Source organism: Bradyrhizobium sp. ma5 (genome assembly GCF_042258955.1).
Classification (GTDB): Bacteria; Pseudomonadota; Alphaproteobacteria; order Rhizobiales; family Xanthobacteraceae; genus Bradyrhizobium.
On sequence record NZ_CP170156.1, the window covers coordinates 2185302 to 2207227 of the forward strand.

Annotated in this window: 17 protein-coding genes and 7 pseudogenes; 14 read left to right on the forward strand and 10 right to left on the reverse strand. The window is 60.4% G+C overall.

The annotated features are described in order from the left end of the window. The first annotated feature begins 5 nt into the window (after positions 1-5). Complete coding sequence (locus ACE103_RS10100; protein ID WP_375779287.1) at positions 6-656, forward strand: hypothetical protein; 651 nt, start codon at positions 6-8, stop codon at positions 654-656. A gap of 878 nt (positions 657-1534) precedes the next feature. Here the strand turns inward: ACE103_RS10100 and groL are convergent. Then, positions 1535-3175 (reverse strand): chaperonin GroEL, encoded by a 1641-nt coding sequence (groL, locus tag ACE103_RS10105; RefSeq protein ID WP_375779288.1) that lies wholly within the window; start codon positions 3173-3175, stop codon positions 1535-1537. A gap of 84 nt (positions 3176-3259) precedes the next feature. Beyond that, positions 3260-3574, reverse strand: coding sequence for a co-chaperone GroES (locus ACE103_RS10110; RefSeq protein ID WP_342710144.1), 315 nt, complete (start codon positions 3572-3574; stop codon positions 3260-3262). A gap of 1383 nt (positions 3575-4957) precedes the next feature. Here ACE103_RS10110 and ACE103_RS10115 point away from each other — a divergent pair. Beyond that, entirely contained in the window at positions 4958-5368 is a 411-nt protein-coding gene (locus ACE103_RS10115) for an FkbM family methyltransferase (protein ID WP_375779289.1), read from the forward strand. Between the two features lie 12 nt (positions 5369-5380). After that, the gene (locus ACE103_RS10120) at positions 5381-6199 is read left to right on the forward strand and encodes a hypothetical protein (RefSeq protein WP_375779290.1); all 819 of its coding nucleotides are present in this window, start codon (positions 5381-5383) and stop codon (positions 6197-6199) included. Here ACE103_RS10120 and ACE103_RS10125 read toward each other — a convergent pair. Next, the gene (locus ACE103_RS10125) at positions 6102-6467 is read right to left on the reverse strand and encodes a transposase (RefSeq protein WP_375781074.1); all 366 of its coding nucleotides are present in this window, start codon (positions 6465-6467) and stop codon (positions 6102-6104) included. The two genes, ACE103_RS10120 and ACE103_RS10125, sit on opposite strands and share 98 nt — an antisense overlap. 67 nt (positions 6468-6534) lie before the next feature. Between ACE103_RS10125 and ACE103_RS10130 the strand changes: the two are divergent. Further along, positions 6535-7305: pseudogene (locus ACE103_RS10130) on the forward strand (IS110 family transposase); the annotation flags it as partial. 9 nt (positions 7306-7314) lie between these two features. Here the strand turns inward: ACE103_RS10130 and ACE103_RS10135 are convergent. Together ACE103_RS10135 and ACE103_RS10140 are read right to left on the reverse strand one after the other, a co-directional pair. Then, positions 7315-7573: pseudogene (locus ACE103_RS10135) on the reverse strand (phage integrase N-terminal SAM-like domain-containing protein); the annotation flags it as partial. A gap of 145 nt (positions 7574-7718) precedes the next feature. Beyond that, a pseudogene (locus tag ACE103_RS10140) lies at positions 7719-7841 on the reverse strand (ATP-binding protein); the annotation flags it as partial. Between the two features lie 8 nt (positions 7842-7849). On the opposite strand from ACE103_RS10140, the gene ACE103_RS10145 reads away from it, so the two are divergent. From ACE103_RS10145 to ACE103_RS10160, 4 genes are all read left to right on the forward strand, one after another. After that, entirely contained in the window at positions 7850-8389 is a 540-nt protein-coding gene (locus ACE103_RS10145) for a hypothetical protein (protein ID WP_375779291.1), read from the forward strand. 21 nt (positions 8390-8410) lie between these two features. After that, the gene (locus tag ACE103_RS10150) at positions 8411-9166 is read left to right on the forward strand and encodes a recombinase family protein (RefSeq protein ID WP_375779292.1); all 756 of its coding nucleotides are present in this window, start codon (positions 8411-8413) and stop codon (positions 9164-9166) included. Continuing rightward, positions 9082-9888 (forward strand): recombinase zinc beta ribbon domain-containing protein, encoded by an 807-nt coding sequence (locus ACE103_RS10155; RefSeq protein ID WP_375781075.1) that lies wholly within the window; start codon positions 9082-9084, stop codon positions 9886-9888. Before ACE103_RS10150 ends, ACE103_RS10155 begins: the two co-directional genes overlap by 85 nt. A gap of 175 nt (positions 9889-10063) precedes the next feature. Further along, positions 10064-10423, forward strand: coding sequence for a hypothetical protein (locus ACE103_RS10160; RefSeq protein ID WP_375779293.1), 360 nt, complete (start codon positions 10064-10066; stop codon positions 10421-10423). Between the two features lie 6 nt (positions 10424-10429). Here ACE103_RS10160 and ACE103_RS10165 read toward each other — a convergent pair. After that, positions 10430-10645, reverse strand: a pseudogene (locus tag ACE103_RS10165) (ATP-binding protein); the annotation flags it as partial. A 1215-nt stretch (positions 10646-11860) separates the two neighbouring features. On the opposite strand from ACE103_RS10165, the pseudogene ACE103_RS10170 reads away from it, so the two are divergent. Then, positions 11861-12450 (forward strand): annotated as a pseudogene (locus tag ACE103_RS10170) (integrase core domain-containing protein); the annotation flags it as partial. 253 nt (positions 12451-12703) lie between these two features. Here ACE103_RS10170 and ACE103_RS10175 read toward each other — a convergent pair. The 4 genes from ACE103_RS10175 to ACE103_RS10190 form a co-directional block, all read right to left on the reverse strand. Beyond that, on the reverse strand, positions 12704-13846 hold the full coding sequence (locus ACE103_RS10175) for an MFS transporter (protein WP_375781076.1): 1143 nt from the start codon (positions 13844-13846) through the stop codon (positions 12704-12706). Between the two features lie 98 nt (positions 13847-13944). Then, positions 13945-14886, reverse strand: coding sequence for a sulfotransferase (locus ACE103_RS10180; protein WP_375779294.1), 942 nt, complete (start codon positions 14884-14886; stop codon positions 13945-13947). 27 nt (positions 14887-14913) lie between these two features. Further along, entirely contained in the window at positions 14914-16221 is a 1308-nt protein-coding gene (locus tag ACE103_RS10185; RefSeq protein ID WP_375779295.1) for an aminotransferase class III-fold pyridoxal phosphate-dependent enzyme, read from the reverse strand. A 28-nt stretch (positions 16222-16249) separates the two neighbouring features. Beyond that, a complete protein-coding gene (locus ACE103_RS10190; RefSeq protein WP_375779296.1) occupies positions 16250-17764 on the reverse strand; it encodes an FAD-dependent oxidoreductase in 1515 nt (504 codons plus the stop codon). 1348 nt (positions 17765-19112) lie between these two features. Between ACE103_RS10190 and ACE103_RS10195 the strand changes: the two are divergent. The 5 genes and pseudogenes from ACE103_RS10195 to ACE103_RS10215 all read left to right on the forward strand — a co-directional run. Further along, positions 19113-19239: pseudogene (locus ACE103_RS10195) on the forward strand (8-amino-7-oxononanoate synthase); the annotation flags it as partial. Between the two features lie 707 nt (positions 19240-19946). Next, a pseudogene (locus ACE103_RS10200) lies at positions 19947-20225 on the forward strand (integration host factor subunit beta); the annotation flags it as partial. A gap of 665 nt (positions 20226-20890) precedes the next feature. Next, the gene (locus ACE103_RS10205) at positions 20891-21166 is read left to right on the forward strand and encodes a hypothetical protein (RefSeq protein WP_375779297.1); all 276 of its coding nucleotides are present in this window, start codon (positions 20891-20893) and stop codon (positions 21164-21166) included. Between the two features lie 209 nt (positions 21167-21375). Beyond that, positions 21376-21609 carry a DUF6088 family protein gene (locus tag ACE103_RS10210; RefSeq protein ID WP_375781077.1) on the forward strand — a complete coding sequence of 78 codons (234 nt, stop codon included), beginning with the start codon at positions 21376-21378 and terminating at the stop codon, positions 21607-21609. A 138-nt stretch (positions 21610-21747) separates the two neighbouring features. After that, on the forward strand, positions 21748-21921 hold the full coding sequence (locus tag ACE103_RS10215) for a hypothetical protein (protein WP_375779298.1): 174 nt from the start codon (positions 21748-21750) through the stop codon (positions 21919-21921). Positions 21922-21926 lie beyond the last annotated feature (5 nt).

Genomic DNA, 21926 nt, shown 5'->3' on the forward strand with positions numbered 1-21926 from the left:
CAACGGTGAACTCCTCCGCCCACCAATCGGTGCAAGTCAATCGAACGATCTATCTCTGCGACGCAGGCATGCGTCTCATGTGTCCGAACCACTTCACCGTCAAGGTGCGTCGGTTCCATGATTATGAGAGACGCTTCTATCGCGATCTCCTGCGCGCGAGCCGATACGATTTGATCATTGAGGTAGGTTGTAGCGCCTATCGCCTGATCGGCGTCAAAGGCGATTACAATGATTACCTTGGCATCGATATAAACCCACCTCGTACACGGCGGTTAAAAAATGGGCGCGGAGCGGTTATCCGATGTGATGCTAACAAATTCTTCAAGAGAACCCGGCTGATCAATGAGATAATGATCCGATATGACGGACGTGTGCTTTGCATATTGCCATTTAATTTTCTCGGTACGATGGATGCGCCAATGGAATTTCTCGCACTGGTCTGCCGAGCGCCCTTTGATCTCGCTTTGTCGCTCTTTTCAACGAGCGAGACGGCAACGGTTGCGCGCCTCGAATACTATGATCTTTGTGGCATCGCCGTTCAGAGTGTAGTGCGTACCGATGACTACGTCCGCTTAGACTGCTCCACGGGTTCCAGGCGTTCGCTTTCGATCCGTTCTTCCTGGAGAGGCGCATATCGGCCTGTGGCTTCCGCATAAGCAATGCTGAGTGCTATGATGTCTGTCACTTCCTCCATTTCAAAAGGAGTGATCCTGTATACAGTACTCAGGATAGTGGCAACCGGGCCCAAGGAAGCTAGATCTTAGATCATTTGAGAAGGCGGGAACGTGACGTTGCGTTGTCAACACCGCATGCTAAGCGGTGATGAAGAAGCGTATTGTCTCAAGAGACGGATGCGAGCATTAACTTTCGCGCTGGGCACGGGAACACCTGGTCCGTAGTGGCCCCCACCTATCGGCTTTAGCCCGTGGTAGAAGGGTGTTCCAGCTATCCACCCAGCCAGCCCTTTGCTTTTCGTTCTCTCTCGATGGAGATCCCCAAGCTCCGTTTTATGGTTTGTGATCTATGGTCTCTCAGGCGAGCGGCGCTCATTGCCGAATTATCCCGAATGCGACAGCATGGCACCTTTGTCCCGACGTCGCCTTGTCAAGGGGTAAGCGGGTGCGTCGCAGTTGGCATCCACATCACGGAGAATCTCGGGAGGCTCTCCGTACCTGTCCTCTTGAGGAAAGGGCTCGTGTGTCTTGCGGCTTGGGAACGTGTCAGCGCGTCTGCTCCAGGGTCGATGGACGCGCTGATCAGGCACGGCCGTGCTCCCTATTATGCGGCCGCAAGCGCCCTCGGTCTCTCGGCCACCAACACCCTTCCTGTAGCACGACGCGAAGGCTTGCCCGAGGGCCACCTCACGAACGGCACGCTGACTGCAGCCTGCATTGGCGTTAGAGTTCTCGCGCGACCTGCCGATCCGCCTCCAAGCTTGCAAGGGCTGCCAATCGTTGCAAGCCCGCCCGAAGTTGGAAAACCCTGGCATTGCTGCCAGGGTCCTGCTTGTCATCGATGGATTCAGAGGCTGGACTTAGAAGTCCATGCCGCCCATGCCGCCGCCGGGAGGCATCGCGGGGCCGCCGGCGTTCTTCTTCGGCAGCTCGGCAACCATCGCTTCCGTGGTGATCAGCAGTGCCGCCACCGAGGAGGCGTTCTGGACCGCGATGCGCACGACCTTGGTCGGATCGATGATACCCTTGGAGACAAGGTTGCTGTACTCGCCAGTCTGCGCATCGAAGCCGTAAGAGTACTGATCCTGCTCGAGGACTTTGCCAACCACGACCGAGCCGTCTTCACCGGCATTGATCGCGATCTGGCGGGCCGGCCAGGACAGCGCCTTGCGCACGATCTCGACGCCGGTCTTCTGGTCGTCGTTCTTGGTGCGCAGGCCCTTGAGCTGCTCGGAAGCACGCAGCAGGGCGACGCCGCCGCCCGGCAGGATGCCTTCCTCGACAGCCGCGCGGGTCGCGTGCATCGCGTCATCAACGCGATCCTTGCGCTCCTTCACCTCGACTTCGGTCGCGCCGCCGACGCGGATCACCGCGACGCCGCCCGCGAGCTTGGCGAGACGCTCCTGCAGCTTCTCACGGTCGTAGTCCGAGGTGGTCTCCTCGATCTGCGCCTTGATCTGGGCAACGCGGGCGTCGATGTCGGCCTTCTTGCCGGCGCCGTTGACGATCGTGGTGTTCTCCTTGTCGATCATCACCTTCTTGGCGCGACCGAGCATGGCGAGCGTGACGTTCTCGAGCTTGATGCCGAGGTCTTCCGAGATGGCCTGGCCGCCGGTCAGGATCGCGATGTCCTGCAGCATGGCCTTGCGGCGATCACCGAAGCCCGGAGCCTTGACGGCCGCGACCTTCAGGCCGCCGCGCAGGCGGTTGACGACGAGCGTGGCGAGCGCTTCGCCTTCGACGTCTTCAGCGACGATGATCAGCGGTTTGCCGGTCTGCACCACGGCCTCGAGCAGCGGCAGCAGCTCGTTCAGCGAGGAGAGCTTCTTCTCGTTGATCAGGATGTAGGCGTCGTCCATCTCAACGCGCATCTTGTCGGTGTTGGTGACGAAGTAGGGCGAGATGTAGCCGCGATCGAACTGCATGCCTTCGACGACGTCGAGCTCGGTCTCGAGCGACTTGGCTTCCTCGACCGTGATCACGCCCTCGTTGCCGACCTTCTTCATGGCGTCGGAGAGGAACTTGCCGATCTCGGCATCGCCGTTGGCCGAGATGGTGCCGACCTGAGCGATCTCCTCGTTGGAGGTGACCTTCTTGGAGTTCTTGACGAGGTCGGCGACAACGGCTTCCACAGCCAGGTCGATGCCGCGCTTCAGGTCCATCGGGTTCATGCCGGCGGCAACCGACTTGGCGCCTTCACGAACGATGGCAGCCGCGAGCACGGTTGCGGTGGTGGTGCCGTCGCCCGCGGCGTCCGCCGCCTTGGCGGCGACCTCGCGCACCATCTGGGCGCCCATGTTCTCGAACTTCTCCTCCAGCTCGACCTCCTTGGCGACGGCGACGCCGTCCTTGGTGATGCGGGGAGCGCCGAACGACTTCTCGAGCACGACATTGCGGCCCTTCGGACCCAGCGTGACCTGCACGGCGTTAGCGAGGATGTCGACACCGCGCAGCATGCGGTCGCGCGCGTCTACGCCGAACTTGACTTCTTTGGCTGACATAATGAATTCCCTCAGTCCTTCTATTTTCTCATCCTTCGGCGTGCCCGGCGGGCGCTCGTCAGGGTGAGCGGTGCGAGCGCTAGATTAGGCGGCTTTCTTCTTGGAAAACACGTCGGTGAGAACGCCCATGATATCGCTCTCCTTCATGATCAACAGCTCCTGGCCGTCGATCTTGACCTCGGTACCCGACCACTTGCCGAACAGCACGCGATCGTCGACCTGGACGTCGATCGGAATCAGTTTGCCGGTCTCGTCACGGCCGCCCGGGCCAACTGCGATGACTTCGCCCTGTGAGGGCTTTTCCTTGGCGGTATCGGGAATGATGATGCCGCCAGCGCTCTTCTCCTCAGCGTCGATGCGCTTGACCACGACGCGGTCGTGAAGCGGACGGAAATTCATGTAGGCCTCCTGGGCATTTGAACGAGTTGACGATGGGCAGATTGTGAACAGCCCCAGTATAGCAAGAGACAGGCCAGCAATGAGCGGGGCGAGCCGTACCTGCAATTCTGCTGAATCGCACGCTTGGCCTTCGCGTGTGTTCGTCCGGAAGCAAACGACCTCATGTACACAGCCCGCCAAGCTGTCGCGAAACTGACATCGCTCTCGTCAACTACCGCCACGCGCTGGGCCAAAATCGTGCATGCTCGGTCACAGTAAGGTCAGGCCGGTCACGGGAGGCCAGGAAGCCGTAACGGCGGGCCAATGAATGGCCAGGCTATCGAGCGAGCGCCGAGAGTCTCCTGGTCCGTAGCTTCTTACGGCTGTCCATTGTCGGCGTTGTCATCGAAGCCGCTCGTACGAATTTGGCTGGAGGAAGTACTCATGCAACCGGCGTCAAAAGAGAACGGGTCTATCAAGGTCGTCGGCCCTGAGGACTGTTTGCAGGTCACAGCCACTCTGACGCCAGCCTTTCCAACTTGCGACTAGCGAGATGTCATATCTCGAGCCGGAGCGATACTTACGCCATTTCGCCCGCTTTCCAAATATGGGATTCGCCTCGATCCAGGAATGTTAAACCCTGGCGAGCCTCGCAATAGATGATTCGAAGAAGATAGCGGTCGATCTGGTCGCAGTGCGCACCCTCGACCGCCTATCGGCACGAGAAGAGTTTTGGTATTCGGAGCTGCGGTCTGAGAGTATTGGCTAGCCTTGCGTAGGAGAGATCACGCTGCTCGAGCCGCTCTAGCGCGAGCAACTGACGGGCTAGCGTTCGGGCGAAGCCGCCATTCAATTGCCCGAACAATGCACCCGAAGGGACGATCTGGCATCACCATCCGCTCCTCCTGCACATTGTCCGATTTGGTAAAAGCACCAGCCTTTCGACCGCCTCGACTGCAGCAGAATTGACGTTGCGGGGCAATCGCTGCAACTCCCGGCGCGAGAGGCTTCCTTTGGTGTTCGGCGGCATCCCAATTGCCCCGATCGATCAACGGGATTGGGCCGGCACATGGATTATATACGTTGATATACGTTGTGCCCGAACGTCTGGCGTGTGATTGCGGGTTCGAGAAAGAAATTCAACAGATCTTCGCGCCAATGGAAGAAGAACCTGTGTCAGCTGTAGAAGTACATCAGCACATCGTCTCGCTTCTTCAGAAGCCGAATCCGGTCATCTTGGATATCGGCTGCAATGACGGAGCCGATACGCAAGAGTTTCTCGCCTTGTGCCCACAAGCTCAGCTCTACTGCTTTGTAGTCGGACCCGCGAGCAATCGCCCGCTTCAAGGTGAGGCTGGACCTGTCCCTCGATAGGGTGAACAATGCGGATGGAGACGCAAAGGAATGGGATTTCTCCGGCTCGATACGCCGCACCATCTTACTGAGTATGATTGGGTTCGGTTCGATCGCCCGTTCTCGGTTGAAACCCGACAGCTGGACGATTGGTGCAGCGAAGCCAAGCTGGACGCCGTCGATTTCATCTGGATGGATGTCCAAGGAGCCGAGGCCGATATCATCGCCGGCGGCATGCAGACCGTGAGCAACACGCGCTTCTTAGCTCTTCCCTTGCAAGAGGCGATTGACCTCATCTCCGCCACTGCATCCTTCGATGTCTCGGCTGCCTCTACCCTCGTTATCCATAACTTGCTGGCCTTGCCCTGCATCGAAGCGGCACCGCACATCCCTGAACAAAGGCATGTGATGTGGGGTGCAACACGCGGCGACCTTTGCGCTTTAGGTTATGAGAACAACTAAGAGGAGACGTGATTGAAACAGGGGTCCATGAAAACAATTCTCGCGGCGGGGATGTATCGTTCCGGCAGCACTTGGCAATTTAACGTTGCGCGTCTAATCCTAGAGGACTCCGGCGCCGACTACTGGGCCGGCTGGATTGGAGATCTGGATCCGGCGGAGACCGGGCGGATCCGCCTGATCAAGGTCCACAGCCCACAACAGGCGCCACAGACCGCCGATCTGGTCCTAACGACTTGGCGCCCATTAGCAGATTGCTTACGTTCACGCGTGCGCATGGAATGGCTAGCCTCTACGCGGGAAGCTGTACGCGAGGCGTTCCGAGACCAACAGGCGATTTATAATACTTGGCATTCCCGGTCTGATCTCGAAACCGATTATTATGACATTATCCACAACCCGCTAACGGAGATCAGTCGGATCGACGCTTGTTTGACCGCGGTTCTGACCCTGCCAAACGATGCAAGTCGGGCTCACCGCATCTACGCGCGCCTTAACGCACTTGAGGACCCGGTTCGAGCGCAGAGCAACGCAGATGTGACCTACGATCGCACGACCCTGCTGCATCCTGGGCATCGCAGCCCAACCGCCGCATATGCGTTAAATCTCGTGGAATGGCTGGAAGGCCTGGAACAAGAGAGGCTTCCGCCGCGCCAGCCTAGGACAGATCGACATTCATTGCATCCAGATCATTGCTTCGAGATGGATGAAGCCGGTAATGTTGTCGGTTCGCCTGTCATAACGGGTCGCCAAGCGTCGGAAGTGTTTGAGGTGGCAGAAGCAGCGCTCGATGCGGTTGCGCCGTTTGTAGGCGTCGGCGTCGTGCGGAATTGATGATCCTGCGGGTGTGGTTTGATGGGATCACCGCCGCTGCGCCGATTTTCGCGATGATCGCACGCAGGGCGTTGCTGTCATAGGCTTTGTCGGCGATCAAGGCATCGCCGCTCTGGCCGCCGAGCAGCGCCGGTCCCTGGGTGATGTCATTAGCCTGCCCAGCCGTGACGATGATGCGAAGTGGCCGGCCGAGCGCATCGGCCAGCAGGTGGATCTTAATGGTCAGTCCGCCTCGGGAACGCCCCAGCGCCTGATCTTTGGCCCTTATGGATGGCCCGCCCCTCCCGCCGACATCGGTGTAGGATGTCGGTGTTCAGAAATGGAAGGAACGGACCATGAGCATAGTGATCCTTGGCATCGACCTGGGCAGGAACAGCTGCAGTGTCGTCGGGGTGGACGAGCGCGGGACGGTCGTTGTGCGACGGCAGATGCGTCGCGACGCGTGATTGCGTTTGCCAGCAAAGCTGGCGCCCTGCACGATGGTGATGGAAGCATGCTGCGGCGCCCATAATATGGGCCGGTCGCTGGTGGTGCAGGGGCACAGGTCCGGTTGATGTCGCCGGAGTACATGCGCCCTTACGTCAAGGCCCAGAAGAACGACTGCCGCGACGCCGAGGCTATAGCCGAAGCGGCGACCCGGCCCACCATGCGCTTCGTTGAACTCAAGAGCGAGGAGCAGCTTGACGTTCAGACGGTGCACCGAGTGCGCGACCGCCTAGTCGGCGAACGCACATCATCGACGAACCAGATCAGGAGCCTTCTACTGGAGCGTGGGCCACATCGTGGTGCAGGGCCACGCTCGACTACGTCTCCTGCTCCGCGAACTCCTGGATTGCGGCTCGGGCACATTGAGCCCGCGCATGACGTTCCTGCTTGGGGATATGCGCACACGCTGAGAGGAATTAGACCGCCGCATCGCCGCCTTTGAAATTGAGTTCTCAGCCATGGCCCGGGCCGACAACCGGGCTCGTCGGCTGACTGGCATTCCTGACATCGGCGCGCTGAACGCCACCGCGCCGGTGGCCGCCGTTGGCAGTGCGGCGACCTTCGACAAAGGACGCGACCTCGCCGCGTGGTTGGGTCTCGTGCCGCACCAGGCTACAACCTGAGGAAGCCGGCAGCTTGCGCGGTTCTCGCGCATAGGGAATGCGCTCCGGGATGAGCGCCTCGCCGAGCGTGACGCCGTAGAAAAACCGTACCGCACAGACGATCTGGTTCAGCGTCGGCCATGAGATGCCGGTCGCGACCAGATGCACCTGGAAGGCGCGGACGTCTTCCAGCTCTAACCGGTCTGGCGATCGGCCAAAAATAGCGGCTGAACATCGAAACCACGCTGATGTCGGATCGTTGCGTCGCCGGCGACAGATTGCGGATGGTTGCGTATTTCGCAAAAACCGGACAGTGGTTTCGCTAACTAAGGGACAGCAGTTTCGCTAAATCACGGACAGTACTGCTGCGGCGGGCTTTCGGTTGCCTGATTGAAGCTACTTAAGATTGGTTTCGCTGTTTTCGGCGCTGGTCAAGGGGGACGCGGCCTTTTTTTCCGCATGCTATCGCCTTCGAGGGCGATGCGGTGCGCATTGTGGATAATCCGGTCGAGGATGGCGTCGGCGATGGTGGGATCGCCGAACACGGCAGAGTACCCCTATTTTGGAACGGGTCGTATCTCACATCACGATCACCGACCCGCATCATTTTTTGTTCGGGCACCGGCTTGAGGTGCTGAAGGAGCGGTCGGGGCGCGGTCCCGCCTACGTCGTTGTCGCGCTGCCGGACGGACGGCGGCGGGGGGGTCGGATCGCGTCAACGGACCTTGCCGAGACGTCGATCGCTTCCCGCCCGAACGCGGCCGATCTGCCGCGCATCAGTGTACGTACGCTGATCCCATTGATGCAACATTTGAGGGCGAGTCTGAGCCTTCTCGACGAGAAGGTGATTCGCGATGACCCACCGACCACTCCCAGGTCGCGTTGCGTATCGACCCCTGCCAACGTTGGCAAATCCACCCGGCCGTCCGACGGCCGACATTCCGCGCCTGTGGCCGAATCTGTCGACCGCGACGCAAACCCAGATTGCTCAAACGATCGCCGCGCTGATGCGGCACGCCCGGAAGGGGACTGGGTCGTGCTGATCAGTTCGACCGTCGCTGACGAGCGGCTCACGACCGCACACCGGGCCAAGTTGGCCTAGTCTACGTGCGGGCAGTCATCCGTGAACCTGGTGCGCCAGCATCAGGAGAGCACGGAGCTGCAGTACCGCCTCGTCGATCGCGCCATCGGTCTGGGCTGGCCGCCTGAGCGCGTCCAGGTGATTGACGAGGATCTGGGCAAATCCGGTGCTGGCGGCGTGGATCGTCATGGTTTCCAGAAGCTCATTGCCGAGATCGGCCTTGGCAACGCCGGTCGGGTGGTGAGCCTCGACGCTTCTCGCCTGGCCCGCAATAACCGGGACTGGCATCAGCTTCTCGAACTGTGCTCGGTGTTCGGCGTGGTCATTGCGGATGGCGAACGGCTTTACGATCCACGCGCCTATCACGACCGCCTGCTGTTGGGCTTGTCTGCCATCATGAGTGAGGCGGAGTTGCATCAGCTTCGGATGCGCCTGCACCAAGGCGAACGCCAAAAGGCGGCGCGGGGCGAACTGCGGCTGCCGCTGCCAGGCGGGCTCGCCTATGATCGAGCGGGCACAATTGTTCTCAATCCCGATGAGGAGGTGCAGGCCCGTCTTCATCTCGTGTTTGCCAAATTCCGGGAACTGCAAAGCGCTCGCCGTGTGATGCGGTACCTGGACCGGAACGGATTGTCCTTGCCGGTTCGACCGCTGCTTGACCATCTCCACACGAGATCGTCTGGCGTGCGCCAGATAGTGCACGCGTTCTTAATATCCTCCAGAATCCGGCCTATGCTGGGGCGTATGTTTATGGCCGCCGGCAAAAGGATCCGAGCCGATGCCGGCCGGGATCGCTGACGGGAACGGTCAAGGTAGCGATCGGCGATTGGGCGGTTTGCCTCCACGCCGCTCACCCAGGCTATATCAGCTGGGAGGAGTTCATGGCCAACCAGGGGCGACTGGCAGATAACGTCTGCCGCTATGAGGCAGGACATTCTGGCGTACCGCGCAAGGGGGCAGCCCTGTTACAGGGAATTGCGGTCTGCGGTCGTTGTGGACGGCGCATGAGCATGCGCTACACGGGCCCGAATGCCGACTATCCGGTCTATTGCTGCCGCTCGGATCGGGACCAGCAAGGCAGTGCAATGTGCCAGGAAGTCCGAGCCTTGGCGGTTGACACGCTGGTTGAGCGGATAGTCCTCGATGCCCTGGTGCCGGATCAGATTGAGATCGCACTCGCAGCCGCGGGCCAACTGGAGCAGGAGAGCCGCCAGCTCGAGCGCCAGTGGGCGCTTCGGGTGGAGCGCGCCTGCTACGAGGCCGAGCGCGCTCGGCGCCAGTATGACGCCGTAGAGCCCGAGAACCGTCTTGTGGCGCGCTCACTTGAGCGGGCTTGGGAAGAGAGGCTGCGTGCCGTCGAGGCGGTCGAGCAGGAGCATGCGCGTTGGCGCGTGCAAGAGCCGCTTCTGATTGGTCCGACGGAATGCGCAGGGTTACAAGCGCTCGGCGAGAATCTGCCGCGGATTGGAACGCGGCCACCACGTCGGCAGCCGATCGCAAGCGCATTCTGCGATTTGTGATCCGCGAAGTCGTTCTTGATCAGAAGCGGACCCGAGGTCAGGTATGATTCAGATCGTGTGGCGGACCGGTGCAACCAGCGAGCATCACGTGCAACGGCGTGTTCACACCTAGCGCGACTACATCGACGTTGATCGATTGCGGAAACGGATCGTCGAGTTGAACGCTGAACACAAAATGGACGGCGAGATCGCGGCAATACTCAATCAAGAAGGCTTCGTCGCGGCGAGAGGCTGCGCCTTCAAAGGCGAGAATGTCTGGCTGTTGCGGACTCGCTGGGGCATTCCTACCGTCAAAATCAACGGCGTGGACAAGAATCCGATACGCTGGCCCGATGGGAGCTTCTCAATTCAGGGCCCAGCGGCTCAGCTCGGCGTTACCCCGCAAACGGTGTTCGACTATCTTGCGCGGGGATTGTTGGTAGGTCGTCAGTTAGCCAAAGGCCAGCCATGGCAGATCGAGCTCTCAGATGACCAAATCCGTCAGCTTCGTAATCGAGTACGACGCACCAAGCGTTCGAGGAAGGAGGCATCATGAAGTCATCGGCTCTCCGATCATATCATGCCCTTGCGCAACGGGCAGCTGGGCCGTGATCAGGGGGGATTTGCGCTTGTAGCGCTCTTCGAAGATTTCGGGGAGATCGAGGCGCTGCTGGTCATTGAGGGGGTGAGTGCCCCAATCATCCACGATGAGCAACTGGACGCGCGCGAGCTTGTCGATCAGACGTAGGAAGCGACCGTCGAGGCGGGCCATGGCAAGGTCTTGATCGCCTACTCCCCTATATGTGGGACACCCGGCGGGGCGCTTGTCCATGGAGGGCGGCGCACTGGTGTTCAGTGCGCTGAACGTCGCGGTCATGCTCATGCGACGAATTCACGCGCCGCTCATGCTTGAGGGCAGCTGTCCGTGCAGGCCATTCGCGACCTATTGCCGTCATTCGAAGTGGCAGCCATTATCCCCGCGCCGTGGAAGGTGATGTGCTGCTCAAAAATACGCGCTTCTAACGGCTGCTTATGTCGGGCGTCTCGTTGATTGCCGTAAGAGTCGCCCACGGGGTCGATTATTTTGTGAGCCGACAGGCCCGGCGACTTCGCGGTCAGCAGCCCGAGCTCTTTCTGATGCTTGGATCAACACGACCAGTCGGCGCTCGAAACGCTTAATGTTCCGAACGGCTGCTGAATGCTCTGGCCCTCTGGGAAGCTGGTGCACTGCTTCGAACAAATGCCAAAGCAACTGCATCAGTTCTCGTAATTCCTTCAGATGCGCCAGTTTCGTCACGCGCTTAACCCTGCTATTGTTGTCTCAGTTAAAGCGAACTGACGCATTAGCGTTCGGCTAGATAAAGATCGCCCGTGAGACCGGGTGCATGGAGAGCGTTGGATGAGCTTGTCGCATGGTCCTCTCGTTCGGGGGCTCATTTAGCGCGACAACATAGACGCCTTGCTGCTGTAGTTGATGCGCAGCCCGCGCCTTGGCTTCCTTCTTCGGCTTCTTCAAACCCGGATAAATCGGTTTGTATCTCTTCGTTACGTCGTTGGTGGCAAGCCTCATTCGAACCATCTGCGTCATCGCATGCGAATATGATTCCAACAGCTCGTGATCCCGCAGAACCATTCGGTCCGCCCGGCAGGGACGAATCCACCTATTGAACGAAGACTTTGCAACGGCTGTGCCACAGCTAGCTCAATGCAAAAAATATGCATGTGAGAATGCTAGCTCGCGATATTTGAGTTGTTGTAGATCCGACATGGCAGTCGGCACTGTGCCTGTCACTGTCTGGAACAACACTCATTTGGCTTAGCCGTACGATTATCGCCCTCATCTCTTACATCGCCTTTGAAAATGGCACCTGAGCTGTCTTCTTGGCGCGTTTGAGTTCGAGCCGGGCGGCGTGCATGATTTCCGGCAACGTATCGGGCAGCCGGAAGCTCACCGGACTCATCCCGACATACCATCCAACCGAACGCATCGATCGTCGATCGCACCAGTAAGTTCGCCTTCGGGCAACTGGTCAAGAAGACGGGAAGACCTCAGCCACGGCCTTCCTCGAAGCTCTGATCGCGGCTGTCCCCTACAAGATCCACACGGTGCTCACCGACAATGGGATCCAGTTCACCTTCCTGCCCCGCTATGCGGACGGCCCGACGGCAAGATACGTGACGCATATGTTCGATATGCGATGCCAAGAAAACGGGATTGAACATCGGCTGACCAAGATCAAGCATCCTTGGACTGATGGCCAGGTCGAGCGCATGAACCGCACGATCAAGGAAGCGACCGTCCAACGCTACCACTATGATCGACACGATCAGCTCGAAGCTTACCTTGCTGACTTCATCACCGCCTACAACTACGCTCGGCGCTTGAAGACCCTGAACAGCCTCACGCCTTACGAACACATCTGCAAATGCTGGACTTCCCAGCCAGAACGATTCAGACTCAACCCGCTCCAGCAAATGCCGGGACTAAACACCCTAGCGCTGCCGCGCCTGGATCAATCGTGGCGCGATGAAGGACTGATCCATTCTTCGCCAAGCGTCTGCGCAGTGCCTCGTGCCGGTTGACCCAGCCAAGGATCGCGTTCGTCAGCGCAGCTACGTTGAACTCGCCTGGCAACTCGAACGCGGCGCCGAGCCAGCCTGGCCGGCCATTGTCCGACAGAGCGAAGATGTTCCTCCTGAACATGGGACGCACGGCGCGGATCGGGCCGCCAGCTGACAGGGTCGGGAACTGTGACTCGCCACACCACCAGCCGAACCGGCTGCCGATCAATATCGCCAAATTCCTTGATGTCCATGCGCAGGTCCGTCGCGATGGTCACGGCAGGCTGCGCGTGTGGCGCAACGGCGACAGCCAAATCCAAACGATCGAGGCGGTACCAAGCACGCTGCTCGCGAGCAACGTGGCGCGCAGGCCTGTTGCACCAGCGGCCGCGCCGCCGGCCAGCGCACCCAATGAACCCAGTCCCCACACTACGCCGCGGATGCTCGCATTGACCCGGCCCTGCAAGCGCTGCGGGACCAACGCATATCGAATGGGAACCTGCTGCACGTTGTAGATCCCTTGGCCGATCCACAGAATGAATTGGGAGAGCGCCACGCATGCCACCGCGGCCCAGAAGGGTTGGATGAGCAGGGCCGCCAAGCTCATGCCTGCGGCGCTCACCGCCAAACCGATCATCAAGACCGGGCCAAGTCCGATTGCCCGGCCCGCCCACGGTGAGCTGGCGGCGCCGACCACACCGCCAAGTGCGCCGATGCCAAGCACCATGCCGATGATCCGGCCGTCGAACCCTAGGTCTTTGGTCAGATGCAGCAGAAAAGCCGCAGAATACGCGTTGTGCCAAAAGATGAATGTGCCGCTGGCCAACGTGACGGCCCTCAATACCGGATTGCCAAACACGCCCGCCAGCCCCTCGGCCACTTGGCCGAGCACCGCGCTGGACTCGGCTGCCGAGCAGCCGGCGGCACGCATCGGCACCAGCGAAAGTAACGCGGCGGCAACCAGGAACGAGACCGAGTCCGCCAGGATCGCGGTCGGGGCGGAGAGTGCGTTGACGAGCCAACCGGCGAGGAACGGACCCACAGCCATCGCGCTCGCCTGGCTAAGCTCCAGTGAACTCTGCGCCCGAACCAGCTGAGAGCGGTCTACGACCGTGGGTATGCACGCCAGATAAGCCACGTCCGCGATCACCGCGGCAACCCCAACCAGTATGCTTGTCGTATAAAGCTGAACCATTCCAAGATGTCCAAGGCTGGCGAACAACGGAATCGTGGCCAGCATTGCCGCCATCACCACGTTGGCGGTCAAAAGGATGCGCCGGTGCGGGAGGCGGTCCACGATGACTCCGGCGAACAGGCTCACAACCAGGCACGGCGCTCGACCGCAGGCCAGCAGCAGCCCCGTCTGCGCCGGTCCCGCGTCCAGCAAGGTAATTGCGGTCAGCGGCAGCGCCAGCATGGTCACGTTGGAGCCCAGCAGCGAAATGGTCTGGCCGACGAGCAGTGCAAGGTAGCTGCGTGGCAGTCCGCGAGGCGCGGCGGAACGGGGCCGGTGCCTCACGCGTCGCCAGACAGGCTTGGGACTGAAAGATACTCTAGTCGGGCCAGCTCGCTTTCGGCGATCTGCTCGAACTCGGCAATCTGGGTTCGCGTCAGATCTTGGACGTGACGACCGATCCGACCTTGGTGCAGCGGCTTTCCTGCAGCCTCCGCCGCCGGATGACCGTGCGGTTGTTCGAACAATGCGTGATCGTATTCGGCGTGACGCAGCACAGCCTCGTCCCAGGGCAAGCCGAGGTGGGCGAGGATTCGAGTCAGAGTGGGGCGGGGACTGGTTATAAGATCCTCGTAACGCACCTCGAGATAACGCCCGGGTGGCGCGATCCGATGCGGCTGGGACACCACGTCAAGCCAGCCGTGCGCGGCGTCAGCAACAGTTCGGTACCCCCAATCGGGAACGGTTTTCAGATGCGAGGCGGCAACGTCGCGACCGTCCCGCACGATATGCACGAAATGTGCACGCGGCCACAGCCGGACGAAGTCGTCGATCTTGGTGATCTTACGCTGCAGTTTCAATCCCCAGCGCCGGGCTCCGCTGCGCGCTCTGCGCAACTCACCGATCTCGTTGATAAGCCGGCATCGGTCGGCGAACGAAACAATGTCATTGCCCGCCTCGACCACGACCTTGCTGACCAGCTCGCTCATGTCATCGAAGTCAAGACCGAACCGGCGGCACTGCACCACAAAATGCACCCCGTCATACCAGAACGGATCAATCGCGTTTTTGGTCGTGCCCGTGACTCGGGAATCGCCGGCCGCCAGCAGGTCAATCGCGCGCAGTATGTGTGGTCCTAGATTGGGCGGTTCGAGGAAGTCGATCTCCGGCCCGACTACCAGATCCAGATGCGAGTCCAGTACGATGCTCAGCAAGGTAGTGCCCGAGCGGTTCTCACCACCGAGCAGCACTGGCGATGTGGAAAATGGATCGGGCTGCGGCATGACCACGTTCCTTCGAGATGCGGCTCATCAGTGGACGGGTGCGGTGAACCAGCGCCGAACCGCCCCTGGGCTCGCCACAAAACGATCTCTGGCGAACCGTACGGCGGCCGCCACTGGATCCGGGTCGCCACCGGTGCTCTCCATGCGGGACAGCGCCGCCGGCAGGGCTTCTCCAGCAGCTTCGACGGCCTCCTGGACGTCGGCGTCGGACACCGCCGCCGATGGCATGAAGCGCCCTCCGTACTGCATGAGGAAGCCCCGCGCCCACATCTCCTGGAAGAAGTCGTGACCAAGTTCGGCGTCCGCAAACACGACGTCGAACATGGTGGGCCAGGCGAACGCCCATGCCGCGACCTGCTGTCTGGCGAATACCTCGTTGAGCCCCTTGATCAGTTGCTCGCCAACCTCGCGCATCCGGGCCAGCATGGTCCCGTCGCGCAGCGCGTGCAGGGTGCTCAGTGCGGCCGCGAACGGGGTGACCTCGCGCTGGTAGGTGTTGCCCATGTATGTCCTCTCGCCGGCGGCGAGTACGTCTGCCCGCCCTGCCACCGCGGATAGCGCAAATCCGTTCGCCAGTCCTTTGCTCAGTGTGATCAGATCGGGCGTGAGGCCGACCGCCATGTGGTAGCCGCCAAAGGCGTAGCGGAATCCGGTCATCACCTCGTCAAGAATGAGCAGGGCGCCATGCCGATGCACCAACCTCTGCAGTTCCTGATGGTACTCGGGCGGGAAGAAGTTGACCTCGGGGGTGACGATTACCGCGGCGACGCGCTGGACACTTGCCAGGTCGTCGAGCAAGTCCAGGTTGTAGCGGAAATCCACGCTGTCCCAGTCGCGGTTGGGCAGCCCCATCTCCGGGCGGTCCTGCAACTGCCAGTCGTGCCAGCCATGATATCCGCTTGTAAGCACATGGTTCAGACCCGTGAACGCGCGGGCGAGGCGGACGGCGGCGGTGGTCGCGCACGATCCGGTGCGGAAGAACATTGAGCGTTCCGCGACGGGGAAGATCTCCGCCAGCCGTTCGGCCAGTTCGACCCGGTGCACCGACAGCGGCCCGGGCAAGATGCCGCCGGTACGGCGCATCTCGGCGGCTGCATGCGCCATGACCGGCTCATATCCGGCTCCGAGCGGCGCGGCCCCGCTACACGAAGTGAAATCGACGTATTGCTTTCCGTTGATGTCCCATGCATGCGCGCCTGAAGCGCGCGTCATCACGACCGGAAAACGCCTGTTGATATCCCATTTCTCCGAGGCGGTGACACGCAGGGCGCGGCGTAGTGCGGATCTGTGCCCGTCGGTGGCGCCGGCGGTGACAGTCGGCTTGGCGATGGACATGAGCCGTCTCCGTTTGATGATCATGCCCTTAGGTCAGCTGCGTGACTATTCTTCGAGCGATCCGCAGCGCGTTCGCCTGGATGGTGAAGGTCGGGTTGACGCCTCCGGAATAGGGGAAGAAGCCGCCGTCCGCGACATAGAGATTGTCAACGTCATGCACCCGGCCCCAGCGGTCGACCACGGATTGTGTCGGATCGATCCCGGCCCGACAGCCACCATGCAGATGCCCACTGCCAAACTGATAATTGGAATCCTCATAATCGACTTGTTCCACACCAGCCTCGGCCAGCAGGTTCGACGCGCATCGGGACAAATAGCCCAACCGGCGTTTGTCCAGCGGGTGGGTCCCGTAGTCGAGAATGATCTTCGGCAAACCCAGCCCGTCCCGACTGTTGGCCAGTCGGACCGCATTGCTGCGCATGGGCTGGTCGGCCGCCAGGAAATGCATCCGTAGCGTTATCTTTCCGTCGTGGTCCGTGCGCTCAACCCGACTTGCTTCGTAGATCATTCCGCCGAGCCCGGAAGGAGCCTCGTCGTCCAGGTAATGATCGGAGATCGCGACGGTGGAAAATGGGCCGCCGGCCGGGTGCGCGGCCAGCGGATCGATCGCGGTGCGACCGGACACGTAGCCGCTGATTTTAAACGAGATGCCACTGCCGACCATGCCGGAGGCGTTGCCGATGCCGTTGGGCGCTGCCCGCTGCGCCGACCGTAGCAATAGGGCGGCGGATTGCACAGCGTTGCCGGCGAGTACCACGCAGCGGGCGCGGACCCGAGCACGTTGTTGGCTGAGAGTGTCCAGCCATTCCACCGAGTCCGCGCGGCTGACGTTGCCCAGATCGATGCGCACGGCCTTGCTGCCAAGCGCAACCGTGAGCGCGCCAGGCGGCAGGGAGATATCCGTAAACGGCGAGCGTGCGTCGGCCCTGGCGCCAGTCGGACACAGATGTTCGTTGCACGGTCCGTCGCAGTGACAGGCTGGCCGGCCGCGATATGGCACCGAGTTGATTGCCAACGGGGTGGGGAACGGTAGCTGGCCCAGGCGTCCGCCCGCATCGGCAATCAACCGGCCCCGCGCGCTGTACTGATGCGGGGGCAGAACCGGCGGATCGCTCGGCGGCTCGAGAGGGTCCGCCCCGGCTAGACGGGCCACTCCCATGCGCCGTTCCAGTTCCTCATAGAACGGACGTAGTTCGGCGTAGCTGATCGGCCAGGTCGGATCGAGCGCGTCCCCGGCCACATGTGCTTGCGCGTCAAAATCAATAGTGCGATACCGGAAGGCTATTCCGGCATACAAAGTCATCCCGCCGCCGAGCGCGCAGACCGTCCACGGACGTCCGAATGGCGTCATCGTACCCGCCGCAGACCGGGCCAGGGCGGTATCCATGCCATTTTGGACGCTCGCCAGCGAGGCATCGGGAGGAAGCGCTCGACCTTGCTCGAGAAGGAGCACTCGCAATCCGTGTTGGGCGATCTCGTAGGCCACTGTCGAGCCGCCGGCACCACTCCCGATCACGCATACATCAACGATATCGGCCGTCATATCCCACCCTTTGGCAACGAACATCGATGGTGCGCAATCGCGTCCTATTCATTAATGACCAGCCGCCGTGAGACAATTGCCATATTCAGCGCTGAACGTGCGGCAGGTCTATGCGAGAGCCCCAGATTTCCCGGTATGGTCTCGCTGTTTGCCAAGCATCATCGCGAGCTACCGTGAGATCGTACAATGTGACGTAACGTGCGATTCAAGCCCTTCGAGGCGGCAATCGCATGAATATGACCGAGCGGCTTTTCCGGAAGCAGTAGGACTGTCGAAGAGATCCATGAGATTCAAGTTGGTTGTCCAATCCACCCGCCTGTGTTTTTGAACGATCGAACGGGCGCTCGCCGATACTTCTCGAATCCGGATGCGTCGACGGGCCATGCGGGGCAGCGTTTTTGAGGCCCCCGATCTCGCTGGCAACGGGTTGGTCGATGCAAACAACACTCATGCCCGTACAATCGTTGGTCGCGACAAGAAGGCGATCCCGTGATGATGAGCCTCCAGGACACGGTTGGTCTTGCTAACCCTTCGCATCAGACGCGGGTTAGAACACCAAGCCGCCTTTCATAGTCGATAAAAAAACGCCCGGCCTCATTTCGAGGGCCGAGCGGAATTCAGTCTGGGGGAGCGAGGCGGTTAAGCATCCCGCCAACTGCCGTCGACAGAGGGAGGGCTGCCGACGGTTATTTGCGGCGAAACATTCACCGCAAATTCCAATTACGAAACGATCGATCTCGGACAAATCTGGCGTCGCCTCTTTTGTTACCAAGACGATTTTTCACGGAATGCGGCTCAACACCGGCGTCAACGTGTCGACTGCAGAGCGCAGCAAGGCGGCATCCCCTGTGGACATCCGCCAGTAAGAGGCCGCGAAGAGCCACCTGGTTCGGAGGCGAGCGCTCGGAGTCCGTTCGCGCGATCTCATAGCCGATGATCGGGCACCGGCTTCGCCCTCTGCTGTACACACACAGCCCGCATTGGCATCATCGTCTCACCGCTGGCAGCAAGCCGTGGTCCCCCATCGACCTGCCGGGGATCCTCGTGACCTACGATGAGATCGTACAACGTGATGTCACGTACGATTCAAGGCCTTTGAGCTGCCCCCGCATAAATTCCAGATCCCGCCCCCGACATGCAGCTAAATCATCGGCGGAGGTGGCGGCGCATGTCGCGTTCCGTTCATGGATGGGCTCGCAGCGCGCGAGTGCTTGCTGAACATTGCACGTCATATTTTTTGTGTGATGTCATATGTGTTTGTCTTTTCGAGGAGCTCGCGTGTTTTCAAAATGGCGACCATAAACCTTCAGGTCAGAGGCTGATGCCGCGGAAGCATTTGCGGCGAACGGGACGCGGGCCCGCCGCATCATTTGAAGGGCGCGAAAACCTCTTGGTGGTGCACACCTGCGGGAAGGCGCGGGGCGCTGCCGGCGCGCTCTCACGACCACGCGCTGCACGATTTCTTGGTCAATTGGTGACGTCCATTCGTCTTCGCCGCAGCGCCCGCACCGTTGATGGCGATCGCCGCGCGGGAGCGGGACAGGTGTTTGTTCTTGAGGCGAAGTTGGCATGGCACGTGCCGATCAGGAGGGCCATTAAGGAGATTTCGTGTGAACTATCCCCCGTCTGCAATGCGTGGGGAAGGCTTTGTCATGGTCTCAATCTCGACCGCGCGCGGACTGCGCTAGCCGAAGTTTCGCGGCTGTTCGACGTTTGATGATGCGTTTCGCCCGCGAGCGCGAGGAGAAGCGGTATCGTCATTGGGCTGCAGCAGGAGTTAGGGAGAAACCAAAACAGGGCACTGAACCGAATGGGCTGGTATGAGCTGTCAAATCCACAATCATTTCGATTTGGATATGCCGGTAGGGCCTCTTACTTTGGTGTCGCGGTGCGGAAAGTCGGAACGTTGGCGTTGAACGTCGAGAGCTCCCGCCTTGGCCGCGCTCCCCCTCGTCGGCTCTCTTACGCTCTTTTTTGCCGAATGCAGGGAAGACAGGGCGCGTCAATGCTGGAGTATGTCGGGCGCGCTGAAACGAAACCAGGTTCCGCCGGCAAACGCCCTGGCTTTTGATCGTGCAAGGCCGTTATAGATCCGTGCTGCCATAAACCTGCCATGCTTGACAATTGTCGATGCTTTCGAGGATATGGCCTCTTGCAAGAAATATGGTGGACATCGCCGTCGATGATCAGGTCCGAGCTCGTTCAGCGCATCACCGACCGCAACGCGCATCTCTATCCGCGCGACGTCGAAAAAATCGTAGGCGCAATCCTAGACGAAATCGCCGACGCACTCGCTCGCGGCGACCGGGTTGAGTTGCGTGGCTTCGGAGTATTTTCGGTCAAGCTTCGGCGGGCCCGCATGGGCCGCAATCCGCGAACCGGAAAAAATATGCAGATGGACCAAAAGCGTCTTCCGTTCTTCAAGGCCGGCAAGGAAATACGCGAGCGCCTGAAGCGCGATGCGACAAAGAAGACAATATCCTCACCGAGGTTAGCTGACGAGGGTTTGCCGCAGCCAGCTTCGACTGAAGAATGCTCAGAGGCTTACCTCGATGCAAGAGGTGCTGCTCGACATCTGGACGAAGACGACCGTGTTCGTCACTCATGACACTGAGGAAGCCTGCTGCTGGCCGATCGGATCATCGTCATGAGCGTGAGGCTCGGCAGGTGTTGTCAACGACATTCCCTTGCCATTTGAGCGACCGCGGCACACCGAGCTTGTCACCGAGCGCGCGTTTTTGCGTCGCAAACGCCACGAACTGCAATCGTTCTGCAGGTGGTAGCTTCGGTAGTCACGCACCCGATCGGCGCTCGCGTCCTCGGTTTGTTAGCGGAGGGGCCGCGGCGTCCTTGGCCCTGCTGCGAGCGGCGCAGGCAACGGCATCCTGACGATCGCACGGCGGCATGGCCGCTCGCGATCTTCGGCCCAGAGAACGACGCGTAACCGGGTCGGGCTCGTCGGGGCCCGTCTAGGATAGCCGAGGCGTTGACGCCGGTTGCCTTCGGGCAACTGATCGAGCCTCCAGGGCGCGGTGTCGTCCTCGTCCGGCGGGTTTGAGCCTTTCGGCTTGATCGCGCTGATGCTGCTCCAAGCACGCCACGACTGTTGAAGTCGAGACCTGCCGTATGGCCAGCATCCGTGTTCTTTACGCTGCGATCACCCAATCTTCCTTCTCAGCGGTCGCCACGATCTTCCGTGACCCGTCGGGAAGCGGGCGCTGCAATGCGCCATGGTCTCGCCAAGAGCTCGCATGCTCGGTCGTGGTCGGCATCGGCACGGGCGAACGAATTACCGTGATGCCGGAAGAGGCGGGCACAGCACCGGCGCCAGCGGTCCCAACGCAACCGGAAGCCAGGGGATGGAAAGCCATTTTGATGTCTATGTATCTGATTTTTATATAACGTTTTATGTAAGAGATATGTAGCATTGTTCTTACAGGCTTAACTGTAAGATTTATGATGCATATTTCTTACAGCGGAGGCTTCTATGGCCAGCACTGCGACTCGCATCTACGATCTGATAACGAAGGACACTTCGTCCACCAAAGTATGGACTGTGCGATTTCGCGGACATCGGGACGCGGTCGGCCATCGACGTTGCCCTCCACAGACTGCAGGGCGATCAGAAGATACGTCGTATCGATCACGGGCTCTACGACGTTCCGCACACGAACCGCCTTACCAAAAAGATCTCACCTCCCGACTACAAGTCGGTGATCCAGGCGGTCGCGCGGCGCGACCGCGCCAGGTTTCTCGTCGACGGGATAACGGCCGCGAACAATCTCGGTCTCACAAATGCCGTGCCGGCCAAGGTGGTGGTGTGGACGGATGCGCGAGTGAAGTAGATCAAGCTCGATCGGATGGTCATCGACTTCAAGAAGGTCGCCCCGAGCCGGCTCGCATGGGCGGACAGACCAGCCGCCCAAGTCGTTCAAGCTCTCATCTGGCTCAGAGACGTCCTTCCGTCGGACAAGGACAACGTCATGAAGCGCCTGAAATCCATCCTGCAGAAGGATGGAGGCCTCATCCGTCATGATCTGCAGGACCTTCTCGGAGATTTGCCGGATTGGCTGGTCCCCATCGTGAAGGACCTGCTCGCGTGCGCCGGACCGTCGCCCGAGGACGATCTCACTTTCAAGTCGTCTCCTAGCCCGTAGGAAGT

Bases quoted from the DNA above. Each gene is read 5' to 3' on its own strand.
- ACE103_RS10160 (WP_375779293.1), top strand. From the start codon at position 10,064: ATGGACGGCGAGATCGCGGCAATACTCAATCAAGAAGGCTTCGTCGCG.
- ACE103_RS10110 (WP_342710144.1), bottom strand. From the start codon at position 3,574: ATGAATTTCCGTCCGCTTCACGACCGCGTCGTGGTCAAGCGCATCGAC.
- ACE103_RS10205 (WP_375779297.1), top strand. From the start codon at position 20,891: ATGGCCAGCATCCGTGTTCTTTACGCTGCGATCACCCAATCTTCCTTC.
- ACE103_RS10175 (WP_375781076.1), bottom strand. From the start codon at position 13,846: ATGCTGGCGCTGCCGCTGACCGCAATTACCTTGCTGGACGCGGGACCG.
- groL (WP_375779288.1), bottom strand. From the start codon at position 3,175: ATGTCAGCCAAAGAAGTCAAGTTCGGCGTAGACGCGCGCGACCGCATG.
- ACE103_RS10215 (WP_375779298.1), top strand. From the start codon at position 21,748: ATGAAGCGCCTGAAATCCATCCTGCAGAAGGATGGAGGCCTCATCCGT.
- ACE103_RS10185 (WP_375779295.1), bottom strand. From the start codon at position 16,221: ATGTCCATCGCCAAGCCGACTGTCACCGCCGGCGCCACCGACGGGCAC.
- ACE103_RS10180 (WP_375779294.1), bottom strand. From the start codon at position 14,886: ATGCCGCAGCCCGATCCATTTTCCACATCGCCAGTGCTGCTCGGTGGT.
- ACE103_RS10115 (WP_375779289.1), top strand. From the start codon at position 4,958: ATGGGATTTCTCCGGCTCGATACGCCGCACCATCTTACTGAGTATGAT.
- ACE103_RS10190 (WP_375779296.1), bottom strand. From the start codon at position 17,764: ATGACGGCCGATATCGTTGATGTATGCGTGATCGGGAGTGGTGCCGGC.